Here is a 17277-nt window from a genome sequence, read left to right on the forward strand (position 1 = left end):
CGGCGGCCCGCACCGCTGTTTTCGCGGCCCCGAAGCACCAGGCTCTTTTCCATGCACACAAGCGGGAAACAGGGCCGGGACAGGTTCCTGGACATCGTCCGAGCGGTCGCGATCCTCGCGGTCGTCGTCCAGCACTGGGGAATGCCGGTGCTCTCCTATGCCGACGGCCATCTCTCCACCGGGAACGCCCTCGCGACGCCCGGCTGGTGGGTCGTCACCTGGCTGTCGCAAGTGATGCCACTAGTTTTCTTCGCCGGCGGCGCGGCGAACCTGATCTCGCTGAGCCGTGCGGAAAGTTCCCGTTCCTGGCTCGCGGCGCGCCTCAAGCGGCTGATGATCCCGGTGCTGCCGCTGGTGGCCGTCTGGCTGTTCGTCCCGGACATCCTGCGCGGCATGGGCGTCCCGGAGCAGCCGCTGCAGGTCGGCGGCGCGATCGCCGCGCAGTTGCTGTGGTTCCTCGCCGTGTACGTGCTCACCGTGCTGCTCACCCCGATGCTGGCCGCGGCACATCGCCGCTGGGGTCTGAAGGTCCCGCTCGTGATGCTCGGCGCCGCCGTGCTCGTCGACGTCGCCCGCTTCAACGACCTCGGCCTGATCGGTTTCGCGAACGCCGTCTTCGTCTGGATGGCCGTGCACCAGCTCGGTTTCCACTACACGCAAGGACGTCTCGGCTCGCTGAGCCGCAACGCCGCGCTGGGCATGTCCGCTGCCGGTTTCGGTATCACCGCGCTGATGGTCGCCTTCGGCCCGTACCCGGCGAGCATGATCGGCATGCCGGGCGCCCCGGTGTCGAACATGAGCCCGCCGACCGTGCTGCTGGCCTTCCTCGCGATCGGCCAGATCGGGCTCCTGCTGGCCTTCAAACCGCAGCTGAACGCCTTGGCCGCCCGGCCGAACCTCGACGCCGCCCTGAAGTGGATCGGCCCGCGGTTCATGAGCGTCTACCTGTGGCACATGCCGGCGCTGATCGTCGTCTCCGGTGTCGCGGTCTACGGCCTCGGTTACGAAACCCCCGAACCGGGTTCCGTGCTCTGGCTGACGATGCTCCCGGCCTGGCTCGGCGCCTGCGGGCTCGTGCTCCTCGGCCTGCTGCGGATGTTCGCCCGCTTCGAATCGCAGGGTTCCGGCCCCGCGTCGACCGCCCACACGCCTCAGCTCGTGGTGGCCGGGCTGGCGATCGCCGGCGGCCTGCTCGGCCTCGCCGCGCACGGTTTCGCCCCGCTGAGCGACGGTCTCGCGCAGGGCCCGGCGCCGTGGGTGGCGCTGGCGACGGGAGGATTCCTGCTGGCGGGCAAGCAGATCCAGGTTTCGGAGCTGGGGACGCGGCTGCTCGGCCGCGCCGTCTCGGTCACCGAGGTGGCCCAGCTCAAACGCTGAGCAGTTTCGCGGGGGTGTCGTGCAGCACCGCCCGCAGGAACGGCTCACCCAGGCGATCGTCGGCTGCCCAGCCGGCGATCGCCTGCAGCTGTGTGGCGTACGAGTACGGGATGTTGGGGAAATCGGTGCCGAGCACGACGCGATCCGGGAACTCGGCCAGCAGATCCTGCCAGTCCGGCGGGAGCGGGTTACCGCGCAAGGTGAACTCCACCCCGACCATCGTGGTGTCGAGGTACACGCGCGGATACTTCCTGGCCAGCTCGAACGCGAAGTCGATCTCCGGCATCCCGGCGTGCGCGAGCACCAGCGTCAGGCTGGGGTGCCGGACCAGGATCTCCTCGAACAGCCGTAGCCCGGTGTAGGCACCCCTCAACGGACCGTGTCCACAGTGGACGACCACCGGGACACCCGCGTCGGCCAGCGCTCCCCAGACGCCGTCCAGCAGCTCGTCACGCGGATCGTAGGCGCCGACCTGGACGTGCGCCTTGAAACAGCGGGCGCCCGCGCGCAGCGCACCGTCCACAACGGACAGCGCACCGGGCTCCGGGTAGAACGTACCGGTCGGCACCGCCTCCGGGACGCGCTCCGCGAACTCCAGCGCCCACGAGGTCAGCCATTCGGCCATACCCGGCTTGTGCGGATAGACCAGCGGCGCGAACCTGCGCACGCCGAACGAGCGCAGCGTTTCGACGCGTTCTTCTTCGGACGTGCGGTAATGCACCGGCCAGGCCATGCCGTAGTGCTCCTCGGCCCGGTCGAAATAGGCCCACACCTTGTCCATGACCGGCTTCGGCAGGAAGTGCAGATGAAGGTCAACGAGCCCGTCGATGCCCAGCGCCGAGATCCAGCCGGGGATCTCGGCGTCCGACGCGGGCCCGTGGATCAATCGTTGTACCGGCCCTTGAGCGCCCGGCCCATGGCCCGGCTGATGGTGCGCTGCGCGTCCCGCTTGGCGATGTCCTGCCGCTTGTCGTAGGACTTCTTGCCCTTCGCCAGCGCGATCTCGACCTTGACCTTGCCGTCCTTGAAGTACATCGACAGCGGGACCAGCGAAAGGCCGCTCTCCTTGGTCTTGCCGATGAGCTTCTCGATCTCCTGGCGGTGCAAGAGCAGTTTCCGGGTACGCCGCGGCGTGTGGTTCGTCCACGTGCCCTGCACGTACTCCGGGATGTGCACGTTGCGGAGCCAGACTTCGCCGTCGTCCACCGTGGCGAACGCGTCGGCCAGCGATGCCCGTCCTTCACGCAGGCTCTTCACCTCGGTACCGACGAGCACGAGACCGGCTTCGTAGGTGTCGAGGATGGAGTAATCGTGGCGAGCCTTGCGGTTCGACACGATCACTTTTTGTCCGCGTTCCTTGGGCATGACGGCGACTCTACGTGAGTTTCTGTGTTCGGGCAGGTGGTTATCGGGGCGGCTAGTGGCGCACGTACAGGCGCAGCGTCACGTAGCCGGTGATCGCCGAAATGACGATCGAAACGGCGAGCAGGATCGGCGCCACCGGGAACAGCAATTCGAGCATGCCGACCGCGGGGAACACGTCACCGGTGAGCACCAGGTCGAGCAACAGCACCTTGGTGAGGATCAGGAAGACGATACCGATGATCGCACCGACCAGGCCGGCGACCACCGCCTCCAGGAGGAACGGCAGCTGCGTGTACCAGCGGGTCGCGCCGACCAGCCGCATGATGCCGACCTCGGTGCGCCGGGTGAACGCCGACACCTGGATCGTGTTGGCGATCAGCAGCAGCGCGGCGATGGCCATGATCAGCGCGGCCCCGAAGGCCAGGTTCCGCACCCCGTTGAGCGCGTTGAACACGCGGTCCAGCGCCTTCTGCTGGTCGTCGACCTTGGAGACGCCGGGCTTGCCGGTGTACTCCTGGATGATCGCCTGGCTGCGCTCGGGGTTCTTCAGCTTGACGTGCAGCGAGGCGGGCAGCGCCTCCGGCCCGGTGAGCGCGAGCAGTTCCGGCTGGCTCTCGAACATCTTCTTGAACCGCTCGTAGGACTGCTCGCGGTTCTCGAAGACGACCGACTCGACGCCTTCGTTGCGCTGCAGGTCCTGACGCAGCGTCTGGCAGGCGGACTGCGAGCAGTTCGGGTCACCCGCGCTGATGTCGTTGACCAGATAGACCGAAACCTCGACGTCGGCGAGGAAGTTGGCCTTCATCTTGTCGATCGTGCCGACGGCCAGCAGACCGAAGCCGAGCATGGCGAGGGAGACCGCGGTGGTGAGGATCATCGCGATGGTCATCGTGACGTTCCGGCGCAAGCCGGTGACTACCTCGCTGAAGACGAAACTGGCGCGCATCGGGGTTGATGTCCCTTGGAAGTCGTGGGTTACGGAGGAGGGCGGGGCCGGTCAGCGGCCGATGCCGTAGACGCCTCGGGCGTCGTCACGGATGACCTTGCCGAGCTGGAGCTCGACGACCCTTCGCCGCATCGAGTCCACGATCGAATGGTCGTGGGTGGCCATCAGCACCGTCGTGCCGGTGCGGTTGATCCGCTCCAGCAGCAACATGATGTCCTGGCTGGTGTCGGGGTCCAGGTTCCCGGTCGGCTCGTCGGCGAGCAGCACGAGCGGGCGGTTCACGAACGCGCGGGCGATCGCGACGCGCTGCTGCTCACCACCGGAGAGTTCGTTGGGGAGACGGTCGGCCTTGCCGTCGAGGCCGACGAGTTCGAGCACCTCGGGCACGACCTTGCGGATCGTGGGGCGCGGCTTGCCGATGACTTCGAGCGCGAAGGCGACGTTTTCGGCGACGGTCTTGTTCGACAGCAGACGGAAGTCCTGGAACACGCAGCCGATGGTCTGCCGCAGCCGCGGCACCCGGCGCCGGGCGAGCTTGGCGACGTCGAAGTTGGAGACCATGACGCGACCCTTGCTCGGCACCTCTTCGCGCAGCAGGAGACGCAGGAAGGTCGACTTCCCGGATCCCGAGGGACCGATCAGGAAGACGAACTCGCCTTTGTCGATCTCGACCGACACCCGCTCAAGGGCGGGACGGGTCGAGGTCTTGTAGACCTTGGAAACCTCTTCGAGCCGGATCACGGTTCGGCATACTACCCATGCCCGTCGTTAAGCCCGGGTAGCCCGGTACCGGCGGCCAAGCGAGCAAGGGACCTTTGCTGTCACTCTCTTCCGGAAAGTGGTAGCAAAGGTCCCTTGCTCTCTCACGCAGGGTTGTTACGCGGCTCCGGACTGCTTGCGCCAGCGGATGCCCGCCTCCAGGAAGCCGTCGATCTCACCGTCGAGCACGGACGACGGGTTGCCGACCTCGAACTCGGTCCGCAGGTCCTTGACCATCTGGTACGGGTGCAGCACGTAGGAGCGCATCTGGTTGCCCCAGCTGGAGCCGCCGTCCTTGAGCGCGTCCATCTCGGCGCGCTCCTCCTCCTTCTTCCGCTGCAGCAGCCGCGCCTGGAGGACCTTCATCGCGGCCGCCTTGTTCTGCAGCTGCGACTTTTCGTTCTGGCACGAAACGACCACGCCGGTCGGGATGTGCGTGATCCGCACCGCCGAGTCCGTCGTGTTCACGCTCTGGCCGCCGGGCCCGGACGAGCGGTACACGTCGACGCGGATGTCCTTCTCGGGGATGTCGACGTGGTCGACCTCCTCGACCTCGGGCATCACCTCGACGTGCGCGAAGGAGGTCTGGCGACGGCTCTGGTTGTCGAACGGCGAGATGCGCACCAGCCGGTGCGTGCCCTGCTCGACCGAGAGCGTGCCGTAGACGTACGGGGCGCTCACCTTGAAGGTGGCGGACTTGATGCCCGCTTCTTCGGCGTAGGAGATGTCGTAGACGTCCGTCGGGTAGTTGTGGCGCTCCGCCCATCGCAGGTACATCCGGAGCAGCATCTCGGCCCAGTCGGCGGCGTCGACGCCACCCGCTTCGGACCGGATGGTGACCACGGCGTTCCGCGGGTCGTATTCACCCGACAGCAGGGTGCGGACCTCGAGCCCGTCGATGTCCTTGGTGAGCGCCGTGAGCTCGGACTCGGACTCGGCCACACTGGCGGAGTCGCCCTCGGCCTCGGCCAGTTCATAGAGGACGCCCAGGTCGTCGAGCCGCTGCCGCAGCTCGGAAATGCGTCGCAGCTCACTCTGCCGGTGGGACAACTGGCTGGTGACCTTCTGCGCCGCTTCGGGGTCGTCCCAGAGGTTCGGGCTGGATGCCTGTTCCTCCAGCTCGGCCACCTGGGCACGCAGCGCATCCAGGTCCATCACCGACTCGATCTGCGTCAGCTTGCCGGCCAGGTCCTTCAGTGCCGCATCGAACTCATCACTCACGTCGGCCAAGGTTACGGCAAAACCCACGACCGGTTGCGGGGAACCGGCCGTGGGCACCTGTCCGGGTCAGGACTGGGGGATGGAATCCAGCAGTTTCAGTGCGGCTTTGGCCTGCGCCTGAGCGAACTCGGCGACCGCCTTGGCGTACGGGCCGTCGGCGGCCTTGGTGGCGGCCTTGGCCTCGTCGAGCTGCTGCGTGTAGCTCGCGCGGGCCGATTCGAGCAGGGTCGCGCGCTGCTTCACCGTCAACGAACCGGCGTGCACGAGACGGAGGATCAGCGGGCTGCGGAGGTGGTCAGGACCGGCTTCGGAGGACAGCCACGTCTTGAACGCCTTCTTGCCCGCCGCGGTGATGAGGTACTGCTGGCTCGACCGCGGCCCCTGCTTGCCGAGGCGGACGAGGCCCTCCTTCGACAAGGCGGGGAGCTCCCGGTACACCTGGCTGCGAGTCACGCTGAAGAAGGCGCCGAAACGCTCACCCGCCCCCGCGACCAGTTGCCCGCCCGTGGCGGGACCGTCGTGGAGAAGACCGAGCAGTGCGGCGGCTGTTGCATTCAATTCGGACACGTCCTCTACGGTCCCACTTTTCGGAACCTGTGTCCACTGTGGTCAACACATCTGTCCATTGTGGCTAGTGATATGCGCTCATTCGGCCCAACGCACTACGCCTGTCCACAATGGACCGACCACGCTACGCAACCGGCCTTCGCCACGGACAGCGGTACGCGTCCCCCGCCCCGACCAACAACAGGGAGTGATCGCCCCGGAGGGCGCACGGCCCACGAAACCGGAAAACGAAGAAGCGCGGATCTGCGATTTCCGCAGATCCGCGCTTCTTCGTTTTCGAAGTAGCGGGGACAGGATTTGAACCTGCGACCTCTGGGTTATGAGCCCAGCGAGCTACCGAGCTGCTCCACCCCGCGTCGTTGTGTTAATAGATTACACGGGTCCTCAACCGGGTTTCACGGGGGTGCCCTTAACTCTTCAAGAGGCCCTTGACCTGCCTTTATGGCGCGACTTTGTCATCCAGCCAGGCGAAGACGCCGTTGAGCACCATGGTCAGCCCGTCGCCGAACCTGCCTTCGATGTCCTCGTCGAAGACCCACGAGGTGGGCGTCGTGTCGTAACGCGGATCCCGTTCGCCCGGAACCGGATAAACGGCCTGCTCTTCGATGGTGAAACCGATGACATAGCTGTAGACGGTGAACAATGCCCGTCCGGCCAGGTGCGGTTCGAGCCCCGCGTCGACCCGGCTCTGCAGCGGATTGTCACCGAGCAGACTCTCGTCGGTCAGGAAAGTCCCGGCGAAGACCTTCGCCCCGTCACGGTAAGCGAGCATCATCCGGCGCAAAGCCCGTGCCGCCAGCTCGAGAGACTCCCGTTCCCCCATACCTTCCGGCACACGGCCCGGCATCGCGTCCGCGTACATCCGCGTCGCCATCTCGTCGAGCAGTTCCTGCTTGTTCTTCATGTGCCAGTACAACGCGGGCGCCTTGACGCCCAGTTCCTGCGCGATCAGGCGGAGTGTCAGCCCGTTGAGCCCGACGTCATTGAGCAGCCGAAGCCCGGCATGGACGATGTCCTGCCTGGTCAGACCCACTTTCATCCCTCTTTCCAGCGGAACCGCCTTGACACTTTAACGATGTTAAGGGCACGCTGGGCGACAGTCAATTTAACGTCGTTAAGGAGTGGTATGAACAACCTGGGGACGGACGTGGTCGTGGCAGGCGCCGGACCGACGGGGCTGATGCTGGCCAACGAACTTGCGCTCGCCGGCGTCGATGTCGTGGTCCTGGAACGACTTCAGGAGCGCACAGGGCTGTCGAAAGCGCTGAACCTTCAGCCGCGCACGGCGGAAGTGCTGGAGCTACGCGGACTTCTGAGCGGCGCCGAGGAACGTTCGTTCGCCACGGTGCGGGACGGACATTTCGCGATGATCCCGGTCGACTACGACGGCTGGGGCACGCGTTTCCCTTTCCAGCTGGGGATTCCGCAGGCAGAGGTGGAGCAGTACCTGGAGGAACGGCTTGCCGCACAAGGAACGAAGGTCATCCGTGGCGCCGAAGTAATCGATTTCGTCCAGGACAAGGACTCCGTGTCTGTTCGGTACCGAACAGACAGCGGCGAGAACGTGCTGTATGCGAAGTTCCTCGTCGGCTGCGACGGCGCTCGAAGTGTTGTACGCAAAGGACTCGGCGTGGACTTTCCCGGAGTGGACGGTGAAGGTTTCGGCGTGGTCGCGGACGTCCTGTTCGACAGAATCCCTGACGGTGCGCAAAAACAGTGGCGAACGATGCGGAACGTCGGCGAGCCGACCGGCGCGACCACGTTCAAAGGCCTGATTCCGTTGGGAGAACCGGGCCTCTACCGCTTCGTGTACGGCGACCGGGCCTCGCGGCCTGCGGACCTCCGGGCCGCCGTCTCCCACGACGATGTCCGGCAGGCACTGCTGGAGTCGTACGGCGAGACAGCGACGGTGTCGGAAATCCGGTGGGCGTCACAGTTCTCCGACGCCGCACGACAGGCGGAGCACTACCGCGTCGGACGGGTGCTGCTGGCGGGCGACGCCGCGCACATCCATTTCCCGGCTGGCGGCCAGGGGCTGAACCTGGGCGTGCAGGACGCGATGAATCTGGGTTGGAAGCTCGCCGCGACAGTGCACGGCTGGGCGGGCGACGACCTGCTCGACACCTACGAGGCCGAGCGGCACCCCGTCGGCGCTCAGGTGCTGCACAACGTCGCCGCTCAACTCGGGCTGACTCCGCGGTCTCATTCGTCTCGCGCGCTTCGCGCCGTTTTCGCGGACCTGGCTGCGCTGCCCGAGGTGAGCAAGCACCTCTCGGGCATGGTCTCGGGCCTAGGGATCCGCTACCCGACCTACGGGACTTCGCATCCCGCGCTCGGCTCGCGGCTGACCGATGAGGACGTCGTGACCGAAGGCGGCGCACTGCGCCCCAGCACGCTCTTCCGCGACGGCGGCTTCGTGCTCCTGACGACCACTCCGGCCCACATCGACGCCGCCCGGGCCCACGCCCCTTCGCCGCGCCTGACAACCCAGCTGGTCACGTCCCTGCCGTGGCCCGCCACCGAGGCCGTCCTTTACCGCCCCGACGGCTATGCCTGCTGGACCGCCCCCACGCGGTAGCAAAGGTCCCCCGCTACCTCGGGCACCCAGGCGACCGACTGACCTCGGGGGGTCCAGGGGGGCGGAGCCCCTCCTGGCGGGGGTCCGGGGGTTCGACCCCCGGGACAAATGCGAAGGAGGCCCGGCCTGCGTTTTCCGCAGGCACGGGCCTCCAACCTCTGTAGCGGGGACAGGATTTGAACCTGCGACCTCTGGGTTATGAGCCCAGCGAGCTACCGAGCTGCTCCACCCCGCGTCGTGACACCTACCTTACGCCTGCGTTTCGAGCAGGCGCAAAGCAGGTGCCCTTTAGGTAAGCGACGTCACCCTCCAGGCTGGCCGGAGGCCGGGGGCGCACCGGACGCCGGCGGGCTGGCCTTGGCCGCCTCGTAAGCCTTCGAAGCGGCTTCGAGCGCGGCGAGGGCGGCACCCTGGTCGGCGTAGTTGCCGGATTGCTGGGCGGCGCGGAACTTGACCCAGGCGTCGTGCATGTCGCCCGCGGCCTTGTCGAGCGCCGGGTTACCACCGGCAGGCGGCTGCGGCGTCGTGGTGCCCGGGGGCGGCGGCGTGGTCGTTCCGGGTGTGCCTCCGGTCTGCGGCGGCGTGACCCCGGAGCCCGTGCCTGGGCCGAAGACCTGATCCAGGGCCTCGTTGAGCGTCGGCGCGAAACCGATCTTCGTGCCGTAGGAGACCAGGACCCGGGCCAGCTGCGGATAGCTCAGCTGGTTCCGCTGCCGGATGTAGACCGGCTCCACATAGAGGAAGCCGTTCGCGACCGGCAGGGTGATCAGGTTTCCGTACGTGACCGTAACGTTCGGGTTGTTGAACAGCGTCCGGTCCTGCGCGACCCGCGGGTCACTTTGGAATCTGTTCTGGACCTGGACGGGACCGTCCACCTGGGTCGCGCCACTGGCACCTGTCGGCAGTCTCAGGACGCGCATCTTCCCGTAGTCCTCGGGATCCGAGGACACCGACATCCAGGCCGCCAGGTACTGCCGTTGGAGACCGGTCAGTGAACTGGTGAGCTGGAACCGCGACTTGGTGTCTCCCGGCGCGGTGGCCAGGACGTAGTAGCCGGGCTGGTTCGCGACGCCGGATGCGGACGCGTTCACGCCGCCTTCCTGCGTCGGGTCCTGCGGAACACTCCAGAAGGCCTGCTGTGCGTAGAACTCCGCCGGGTTGTTCACGTGGTACTTCGACAGGAGTTCCCGCTGCACCTTGAAGAGGTCTTCGGGGTAGCGGAAGTGCGACCGAAGGTCCGGCGAGATCTCGCTGCTCGGCTTGACCAGGCCCGGGAAGACGTTCTTCCAGGCGTTGAGCACCGGCTCGTTGTCCTCGACCCCGTACAGGGTCACGGTGCCGTCGAACGCGTCGACGGTGGCCTTGACCGAGTTGCGGATGTAGTTGAGCGAGGAGTTCGCCTGGCGGGTGGTGCCGCTGAGCGAGTCGTTGGTCGCCTGGCCGAGCTGGGTCTGCTGGGCGTACGGGAAGTTGTTCATCGTGGTGTAGCCGTCGACGATCCAGATGATCTTGCCGTTGACGACCGCCGGATACGGGTCACCGTCGAGGGTCAGCCACGGGGCGACCTTGGCGACGCGATCCCGCGGTTCGCGGTTGAACATGATCTTGGATCCGTCGCCGATGGCGTCGGAGAAGAGAATGTTCCGCTCGCCGTACTCGGCGGCGAAGACGAGCCGGTTGAACCAGTTGTCGATCGGCACGCCGCCGGAACCCTTGTAGATGTAGGCGCGGTCGACGGCGGTGTCGTACTCGCCGGGCGCCTGCCCGGCCTTGCCGCCGACGATCGCGTACGCGGCGTCGGTCGCCAGCTCGCCGTAGTAGATACGGGGCTCGTCCACCTTGATGCCCGGCTTGTTCGGGTCGGTCGAGCCGGCGCCGGTCGGGTTCTGGGTGTCGCTGGTCGTGGCGATCGGGTAACCGCCGTCGGAGTTCGCGTCCTTCAGCGCGCGGTCGATCGTGTTGGCCGGCGCGGCGACGAAGCCGTTTCCGTGCGTGTAGACGAGGTGCTTGTTGATCCAGTTCGTCTGGTTGCCGGTCAGGCCCTCGGTCTTGATCTCCTTGGCCGCGACGATGTAGTCCTGCGTGACCCCGTTGAGGGTGTAGCGGTCGATGTCGAGCTTCGACGGGAAGCCGTAGAAGTTCTCACGGCCGACGCGCTGGGTGAAGGTGTCGCTGAGGATGTTCGGGTCGAGGAGCCGGATGTTCGGCACGGTCCCCTTGTCCGCCTTGATCTCCGCGGAGGTCGCCTCGGATTTCCCGGTGTAGTCCTTGTACTCGACGTTGGTCAGGCCGAACGCCTGACGGGTCGCGTCCATGTTGCGCTGGATCGACGCGGCTTCCTTCTCGTTCGCGTTGGGACGCACCGAGAACTGGTCGAGCACGGCGGGCCACGCGACGCCGACGAGCACGTTCGACAGGATCAGCAGCACCAGCGCGATCGCGGGAAGCTGCAGGTTGCGCAGGAACGCGCCGGCGAAGAACGCGACGGCACAGATCACCGAGATGCACAGAAGGATCAGCTTCGCGGGCAGCACCGCGTTCAGGTCGGTGTAGGTCGCACCGATGAAGAGCGGCGCCCCCCTGTCGGAGAGCAGCAGGTTGTAGCGATCGAAGAAGTACTCGACCGCCTTCAGCAGCACGAAGATGCCGATGGTGATGGCGAGCTGGGCCCGGGTGGGGCCGGCGAGCTGGCCGCCCTTACCCGCGAGCCGGATGCCGCCGAAGATGTAGTGCGCGATCAGCGCGCCGAAGAACGCGATGACGACGGAGATGAACAGCCAGCCCAGGAGCCAGTTGTAGAACGGCAGGTCGAAGGCGTAGAAGCCGACGTCGTTGCCGAACTCGGGATCGGTCTGCCCGAATCGTGTGCCGTTCAGGAACAGCTGGACGACCTGCCAGTCGCTCTGCGCGGAGGCGCCGGCGATGAGCCCGGTGAGCACCGGGATGCCGATGCCGAAAAGCCGGATCCGGCCGACGATCGCCGACCGATAACGCGCGAGCGGATCGTCGTTGCCGGAAATCGGCACGAAGACGGGCCGCGACCGGTACGCGATCATCAAACTGACCGCGAGCGAACCACCCACCAGGAGCCCGACGGCGAAGAACAAGACGACACGGGTGATCAACACCGTGCTGAAGACCGTCCGGGCGCCGACCTCGCCGAACCACAACCAGTCGACATAGGTGTCGAGCAGTCTCGCGCCCAGCAGCAGGGCCAGGATGACTACGGCGGCGATGATGAGCAGGATCCGGCTGCGCCGGGACAGCTTCGGCAGGCTCACGGGGGGCCGAGTGGCCACTGCACACGCTCCTGGTTTGGTGAACTTTTCGCAGGGGCGCGCGTACCGCGTGCGGCCCCTGATGCTCTAACTCTACGGATGCCGTCGGAAGTTCCCGGAACCCGCCCAAACCGGACTCGGGACGCCGCTGTCCCGGCCGCCTGGAACGATGTGCCAATGGCACCGAGTGAGCAGCAGGGCGTGGCCGGCCTGGCCCGCGAAGTCGAGGAGTTCGTCGCCTCCGGAGGATGGGATCAGCCGCCGCAGTTGTTCGCGCTGGTCCCGACCGCGGCGCTGCTGGACGAGCAGCCCGAACTGGCCGGACAGCTCGATCCGTCGGCCCCGCTGACGCCGGTCGCGCAGGAGTCGCTGCCGGAGGGCGACCTGGGTGAAGCGCTGGCGCAGATCGCGTGGCCCGATCTGGTACTGGGCTGCGCGCTCGCGCAGGAGATCATCGTGCTGCCGCCGGACGCCGAAGCCGAGCTTCCCGTCGTGCCCGAGACCGACGCCGAACGCCTGCGCCAAGCGGCGGCCGACCACCCGCGCCGGACCGAGGCGCGGCTCGTCGCGGCCGTCCTGCGGGATGGCGCCGGAGCATGCGTCATGCGGCTTCGCGGCGCCGGGAAGGTCGAAGAGCCCGGCGACGTCCCGGTCGACGAGATCATCGAGAATCCGGAGCTGGCCCCCAACCTGCTGGAAGCCCTGAAGGCGACCCTGCTGCCCTGACCTGCGAAAAGGAAGCAAGGGACCTTTGCTACCACCGGCCGAGACGCACACGGTGGTAGCAAAGGTCCCTTGCTCCCCAGCGGTCAGCAGGAGGCGGTGGGGCGCCCCGCCTTGAGGTTCTCGAGCTGCGTGATCGCCTCGTCCAGCGTGGAGACCTTGATCAGGTTCAGGCCATCGGGCGCGGCGGTCTTCGCCTCGGCGCAGTTGTGCGCGGGCACGAGGAAGTCGGTGGCGCCGGCCTCGCGGGCGCCGACCACCTTGAACGAGATGCCGCCGATCGCGCCGACGACGCCCTTCTCCGAGATCTCGCCCGTTCCGGCGATGTGCCTGCCACCGGCGAGGTCGCCGGGTTCCATCTTGTCGACGATCGCGAGCGCGAACATCAGGCCCGCCGACGGGCCGCCGACGTCCTGCAGCGAGATCTTCACGTCGAAGGGAACGTCGGCGCGGTCCACCGCGGTCAGGCCCATGAAGCCTTCCGGGCCGTCGGGCCGCTGCGCGAGCGTGAGCGGCACGGTGCGCTCGGCCTGCCCGTCGGATTTGAAAGTGATCTGGACGGTCTGCCCGGGCTTCGTCCCGTTCAGCGCGGCCCGCACGTCGGTCGCTTCCTTGACCGTCGCCCCGTTGACCACCAGAAGCCGGTCCCCGGGAGCGAGCACCTTGTCCGCGGGGCTGCCGGAGACGATCGTTTTCGCGAGCACCTTCACCGGGAACTTGCGGCGCAGCGCCGCGACCTGAGCGGCGGTCTGCGAGTCCTGCAGCTGCTGGATGTTCTCCTGGCGGACCTGCTCGTTGGTCTCACCGGGTTTGAAGTACTCCTCACGCGGCGCCAGCGCGTACCGGCCGCTCGCCCAGAGCCCGAGCGCGTTGAACAGCGTGATACCGCCATCGCGCAGGGAGACCGTCGTCATCCGCAGTTCGCCGGAGGTCTGGAAGATCTCGTGCCCGTTGACCTGGATCACGGACTGCCCGGCGGCGTCCTTGCCGAGGGTGTCGTACGTCGGGCCGGGGCTGATCGCCACATACGGCACCGGGATGAAGAACCCGACCAGCGCGAAGACAACGAACAACCCGCCGCTGACCAGCAGCGTCCAGCCGCGCCGGGTCAGCCGCCGTTCGGAGCGGTCCTGGTCACCCGCGGAGCCCGAACGGCTCCGCGCTCCTGTGGTCTCCTCCGAGGGCTCTGTCACGCGTGACAGCGTACGGTGACCGTGTTCGCTTCTCGGTGAAGGCCACGCTCATCACTCCACTTGACGAGCTGTGAATCCCGGGACCCGCGTACGGTGGTGCCATGAGCAAACCCCCGTTCGGCTTCGGACCGCCCGATCCCGACAAACGAGGCGAGAACGAGCCGTCGGATTCCGGCGGCCAGCCCTCCGGCGCCGAGGCCTTCAATCAGCTCGGTCAGATGCTCAGCCAGCTGGGCCAGATGCTCAGCCAGGCCGGCAGCTCGACCGGGCCGGTCAACTACGACCTGGCGAAACAGATCGCGTTGCAGAACCTCAGCGGCAGCGACAGCGGAGACGTCAAGCTCGGCTTTTCGTCGTCCAGTGGCGGCGACTCGAGCACGGCCGTCCGTGACGCCGCCCACCTGGCAGAACTGTGGCTCGACGCCGCGACGATCCTGCCCGCCGGAGCCACCTCGACCGTCGCATGGTCCGCACGCACCTGGGTCGAGAAGACCCTGCCGACCTGGCAGCGCCTCTGCGACCCCGTCGCCCAGCAAGTCTCGGGCGCGTGGGTCCAGGCCTTGCCCGAGGAGGCCAAGCAGGCCGCCGGTCCGCTGCTCTCGATGATGGGGCAGATGGGCGGGATGGCCTTCGGCTCCCAGCTCGGCAACGCCCTGGCTCAGTTGGCTTCCGAAGTGCTCACCTCCACCGAGGTCGGCCTTCCGCTGGGCCCCGCGGCCACGTCCGCGCTGCTGCCGGCGAACATCGAGAAGTTCACCGAGGGCCTGGAGCTGCCGACCAGCGAGGTGCTGGTCTTCATCGCCGCACGCGAGGCCGCCCACCAGCGGCTGTTCGCCCATGTCCCCTGGCTGCGGCAGCGGCTGCTGGCCACGGTCGAGGAATTCGCGAACGGCATCTCCGTCGACACTTCGGCGCTGGAACAGCTCGCCGGTCGGATCGACCCGTCGAACCCGGCCAGCATCGAAGAGGCCATGTCCTCCGGCCTGCTCGAGCCGCAGACCTCGCCCGAGCAGAAGGCGGCGCTGAACCGCCTGGAGACCCTGCTCGCACTGGTCGAAGGCTGGGTCGACGTCGTGGTCGCCGAGGCCATCGGCGACCGGCTGCCGGGCGCGGACGCGCTCCGGGAGACGCTGCGGCGCCGCCGGGCCACCGGTGGTCCCGCCGAGCAGACCTTCGCCACCTTGGTCGGGCTCGAACTCCGGCCCAGGCGGATGCGGGCGGCTTCCTCGTTGTGGAAGCTCGTCGGCGACCAGCACGGCATCGAGAAGCGGGACGGCCTCTGGTCCCACCCCGACCTGATGCCGACCGCCGAAGACCTCGACGAGCCGCTCGACTTCTCCGAACGCCTCGGCGACGGCGAGTCGACGCTCGAAGGCATCGACCCGATCGCCGAGATCGAACGCACCGAGCGTGAGAAGAACAAGCCCAAGGGCGACGAAGACGAGAGCTGAGGCACGTCAGTCCTCCGTCGCTATGCCCCAACCGGCGGCGGAGGACAAGCCCTCCAGGTAGCCGATGGCGCGTTCGGTCTTGGGATAACGGCGAACGAGCTCCCAGAACGCCGCGTTGTGCCCTGGCTCTTTCAGATGCGCGAGTTCGTGCACGAGGACGTAGTCCAGCACCCATCCCGGCACCCGGCGCAGACGATCACTGACCCTGATCGTCGCGTCGACCGGCGTGCAGGATGCCCACCTCGTCCTCATCGGCGGCACCCAGCGAACGCTCGCGGGTATCGCCTTTCCGTCCAGATACTTCGCCGAGAGCACGGCGCAGCGCGCCAGCAGCGCCTCGTCGGAGGCTTTCGGCGGCGCGGCCTGCCGCGGGCCTTTGCGCAGCAGCTTGCGCTGCATCTCGGCAACCCAGTGCTTCTCCTCGGCCCGGGTCATCCGGGCAGGGATCAGCACGACGAGGGTGTCCTCGTCCCAGTACGCGGTGACGGTCCGGTGACGGCGTTGGCTGCGCCGTACCTCGACCTTGTGTTCGGGAGTGTCCGACGGATTCGTCGTGTCCCGGCCCCTCAATGAGGGCGTCCGTGCTTCGACCACTCGACCACGGTAAGGCCAGTCACCGACAACTCCGAGGGCCGAAAGGTCACAGCCTCCAGTTGTCCACAACGGGGTCAACCTGTGGATAACTCGCGTTCTTTCGGGCGGCGAGGCAGCGGGTGAGTGCGATCCTGCGATCATGAACCTGCGCGAACCCGATCTGCGATCGATCATCCTTCCCGCCTTCCCCGCCCTGCTTCCCGGCCTGGATGTGCTGGAACGGGGGAACGGCGAGATCCAGATCGGCCTCGACCCGGCGCACGCCGTGGTGGTCGCCGGAGTCGCCACCGAGGTGGCCGAAGCCGTCCGCGGACTGGACGGGAAACGGGCCGCGGACGACATCGTGCTCGCGCAGAGCGAACACGACGAACAGCTGCGGGACCTGATGACGGACCTGACGGCCCGAGGACTCGTGACCGACGCGGGGCGGTCCGAACGGCATCCGAGACCGAGACCGGAGACGGGACTTTGGCCGCTTCGCGCCCGTCACCATCAGGCCGCGATGGCGGCACGCCGCAGGCGCACCGCGGTGGCGATCCACGGCGACGGCAGGCTGGCCGTGGCCATCGCCGTCCTGCTCGCCAACAGCGGCGTCGGGCACATCGACGTCCGGGCGACGGGCACGGTTCTCGAACGTGACCTGGGCTCGGGCTATACCGAAGCCGAAATCGGCATGCCTCGCCGGGAGGCGCTGGCCCAGGTGGTGCACCGCACCGGGGCGGATACGGCGACCACCCGGCTCTATTCGGACCGCCGTCCGGAGCTCGTCCTGCTCACCGACGCCGTGGTCCCGGCGCCCGAATTGGTCGAGGAACTCGTCCGTGACGGGGTCAACCACCTGCCGGTGCGCGTCCGGGACGGGATCGGCATCGTCGGACCGCTCGTGGTGCCCGGCCGCAGCAGTTGCCTGCGCTGCGCCGACCTGCACCGTGCCGGCCGCGACGATTCGTGGCCGAGGGTCGCGAGCCAGCTCGCGGGACGTGTGCAGCAGCCGGACCTCGGCGCCGTCCACGCGTGCGCCGCGCTGGCCGCCGCACAGGCGCTCCGGCTCCTGTCCCCCGGCGACCGGACTCCGCCCGCGTGGAACGCGACGCTGGAGATCGACTTCTTCGACGGCACGATCCGGCACCGCGACTGGCCGCCGCACACCGGATGCGGATGCGGCGCCCGGTGATAAGGCGAGCGACGTAGCCCACACCCAAGCCCTCAACAGGCTGCGCGGGCG

15 protein-coding genes and 2 tRNA genes are annotated in these 17277 nt (G+C 67.5%); 5 read left to right on the forward strand and 12 right to left on the reverse strand.

Going from position 1 to position 17277, the window contains the following annotated elements:
• Positions 1-51: 51 nt before the first annotated feature.
• The gene (locus DMC61_RS19215) at positions 52-1377 is read left to right on the forward strand and encodes an acyltransferase (protein ID WP_125690435.1); all 1326 of its coding nucleotides are present in this window, start codon (positions 52-54) and stop codon (positions 1375-1377) included.
• Here DMC61_RS19215 and DMC61_RS19220 read toward each other — a convergent pair.
• From DMC61_RS19220 to DMC61_RS19255, 8 genes are all read right to left on the reverse strand, one after another.
• On the reverse strand, positions 1367-2263 hold the full coding sequence (locus DMC61_RS19220; RefSeq protein ID WP_016331645.1) for an amidohydrolase family protein: 897 nt from the start codon (positions 2261-2263) through the stop codon (positions 1367-1369). The two genes, DMC61_RS19215 and DMC61_RS19220, sit on opposite strands and share 11 nt — an antisense overlap.
• Positions 2260-2742, reverse strand: a complete 483-nt coding sequence (gene smpB / locus DMC61_RS19225) for an SsrA-binding protein SmpB (protein ID WP_043847924.1) — start codon at positions 2740-2742, stop codon at positions 2260-2262. Before smpB ends, DMC61_RS19220 begins: the two co-directional genes overlap by 4 nt.
• A gap of 52 nt (positions 2743-2794) precedes the next feature.
• Complete coding sequence (gene ftsX, locus DMC61_RS19230; protein WP_125690436.1) at positions 2795-3688, reverse strand: permease-like cell division protein FtsX; 894 nt, start codon at positions 3686-3688, stop codon at positions 2795-2797.
• Positions 3689-3739: 51 nt separating this feature from the next.
• The gene (gene ftsE, locus DMC61_RS19235) at positions 3740-4429 is read right to left on the reverse strand and encodes a cell division ATP-binding protein FtsE (protein ID WP_005168409.1); all 690 of its coding nucleotides are present in this window, start codon (positions 4427-4429) and stop codon (positions 3740-3742) included.
• Between the two features lie 135 nt (positions 4430-4564).
• Positions 4565-5668 (reverse strand): peptide chain release factor 2, encoded by a 1104-nt coding sequence (prfB, locus tag DMC61_RS19240; RefSeq protein WP_037345950.1) that lies wholly within the window; start codon positions 5666-5668, stop codon positions 4565-4567.
• A gap of 66 nt (positions 5669-5734) precedes the next feature.
• Positions 5735-6235, reverse strand: a complete 501-nt coding sequence (locus DMC61_RS19245; RefSeq protein ID WP_016331641.1) for a PadR family transcriptional regulator — start codon at positions 6233-6235, stop codon at positions 5735-5737.
• Between the two features lie 282 nt (positions 6236-6517).
• Positions 6518-6591: transfer RNA gene (locus tag DMC61_RS19250), tRNA-Met, on the reverse strand.
• 83 nt (positions 6592-6674) lie between these two features.
• Positions 6675-7268: a TetR/AcrR family transcriptional regulator C-terminal domain-containing protein gene (locus tag DMC61_RS19255; RefSeq protein WP_125690486.1), complete on the reverse strand. Its 594-nt coding sequence runs from the start codon at positions 7266-7268 to the stop codon at positions 6675-6677.
• A 93-nt stretch (positions 7269-7361) separates the two neighbouring features.
• On the opposite strand from DMC61_RS19255, the gene DMC61_RS19260 reads away from it, so the two are divergent.
• The gene (locus DMC61_RS19260) at positions 7362-8813 is read left to right on the forward strand and encodes an FAD-dependent monooxygenase (RefSeq protein ID WP_125690437.1); all 1452 of its coding nucleotides are present in this window, start codon (positions 7362-7364) and stop codon (positions 8811-8813) included.
• A gap of 161 nt (positions 8814-8974) precedes the next feature.
• Here DMC61_RS19260 and DMC61_RS19265 read toward each other — a convergent pair.
• Both DMC61_RS19265 and DMC61_RS19270 read right to left on the reverse strand, forming a co-directional pair.
• Positions 8975-9048, reverse strand: a tRNA-Met gene (locus DMC61_RS19265).
• A gap of 67 nt (positions 9049-9115) precedes the next feature.
• Complete coding sequence (locus DMC61_RS19270; RefSeq protein WP_125690438.1) at positions 9116-12112, reverse strand: UPF0182 family protein; 2997 nt, start codon at positions 12110-12112, stop codon at positions 9116-9118.
• A 156-nt stretch (positions 12113-12268) separates the two neighbouring features.
• Here DMC61_RS19270 and DMC61_RS19275 point away from each other — a divergent pair, with 156 nt between their 5' ends.
• Positions 12269-12817 carry a PPA1309 family protein gene (locus tag DMC61_RS19275; protein ID WP_016331636.1) on the forward strand — a complete coding sequence of 183 codons (549 nt, stop codon included), beginning with the start codon at positions 12269-12271 and terminating at the stop codon, positions 12815-12817.
• Between the two features lie 83 nt (positions 12818-12900).
• Here DMC61_RS19275 and DMC61_RS19280 read toward each other — a convergent pair whose 3' ends face one another.
• Positions 12901-13905 carry a PDZ domain-containing protein gene (locus DMC61_RS19280; RefSeq protein ID WP_197684810.1) on the reverse strand — a complete coding sequence of 335 codons (1005 nt, stop codon included), beginning with the start codon at positions 13903-13905 and terminating at the stop codon, positions 12901-12903.
• 203 nt (positions 13906-14108) lie between these two features.
• Between DMC61_RS19280 and DMC61_RS19285 the strand changes: the two genes are divergently transcribed.
• Positions 14109-15458: a zinc-dependent metalloprotease gene (locus tag DMC61_RS19285; protein ID WP_016331634.1), complete on the forward strand. Its 1350-nt coding sequence runs from the start codon at positions 14109-14111 to the stop codon at positions 15456-15458.
• 6 nt (positions 15459-15464) lie between these two features.
• Here the strand turns inward: DMC61_RS19285 and DMC61_RS19290 are convergent, their stop codons facing one another.
• Positions 15465-16028 (reverse strand): M48 family metallopeptidase, encoded by a 564-nt coding sequence (locus tag DMC61_RS19290; protein WP_125690487.1) that lies wholly within the window; start codon positions 16026-16028, stop codon positions 15465-15467.
• A gap of 163 nt (positions 16029-16191) precedes the next feature.
• On the opposite strand from DMC61_RS19290, the gene DMC61_RS19295 reads away from it, so the two are divergent.
• Complete coding sequence (locus tag DMC61_RS19295) at positions 16192-17226, forward strand: ThiF family adenylyltransferase (protein WP_125690439.1); 1035 nt, start codon at positions 16192-16194, stop codon at positions 17224-17226.
• Positions 17227-17277 lie beyond the last annotated feature (51 nt).

The organism is Amycolatopsis sp. WAC 04169 (assembly GCF_003947535.1).
GTDB classification, from domain to species: domain Bacteria; phylum Actinomycetota; class Actinomycetes; order Mycobacteriales; family Pseudonocardiaceae; genus Amycolatopsis; species Amycolatopsis keratiniphila.

Coding starts and splice junctions, on each gene's coding strand:
- smpB (WP_043847924.1), bottom strand. CDS start 2,742: ATGCCCAAGGAACGCGGACAAAAAGTGATCGTGTCGAACCGCAAGGCT.
- DMC61_RS19285 (WP_016331634.1), top strand. CDS start 14,109: ATGAGCAAACCCCCGTTCGGCTTCGGACCGCCCGATCCCGACAAACGA.
- ftsX (WP_125690436.1), bottom strand. CDS start 3,688: ATGCGCGCCAGTTTCGTCTTCAGCGAGGTAGTCACCGGCTTGCGCCGG.
- DMC61_RS19275 (WP_016331636.1), top strand. CDS start 12,269: ATGGCACCGAGTGAGCAGCAGGGCGTGGCCGGCCTGGCCCGCGAAGTC.
- DMC61_RS19260 (WP_125690437.1), top strand. CDS start 7,362: ATGAACAACCTGGGGACGGACGTGGTCGTGGCAGGCGCCGGACCGACG.
- DMC61_RS19215 (WP_125690435.1), top strand. CDS start 52: ATGCACACAAGCGGGAAACAGGGCCGGGACAGGTTCCTGGACATCGTC.
- DMC61_RS19295 (WP_125690439.1), top strand. CDS start 16,192: ATGAACCTGCGCGAACCCGATCTGCGATCGATCATCCTTCCCGCCTTC.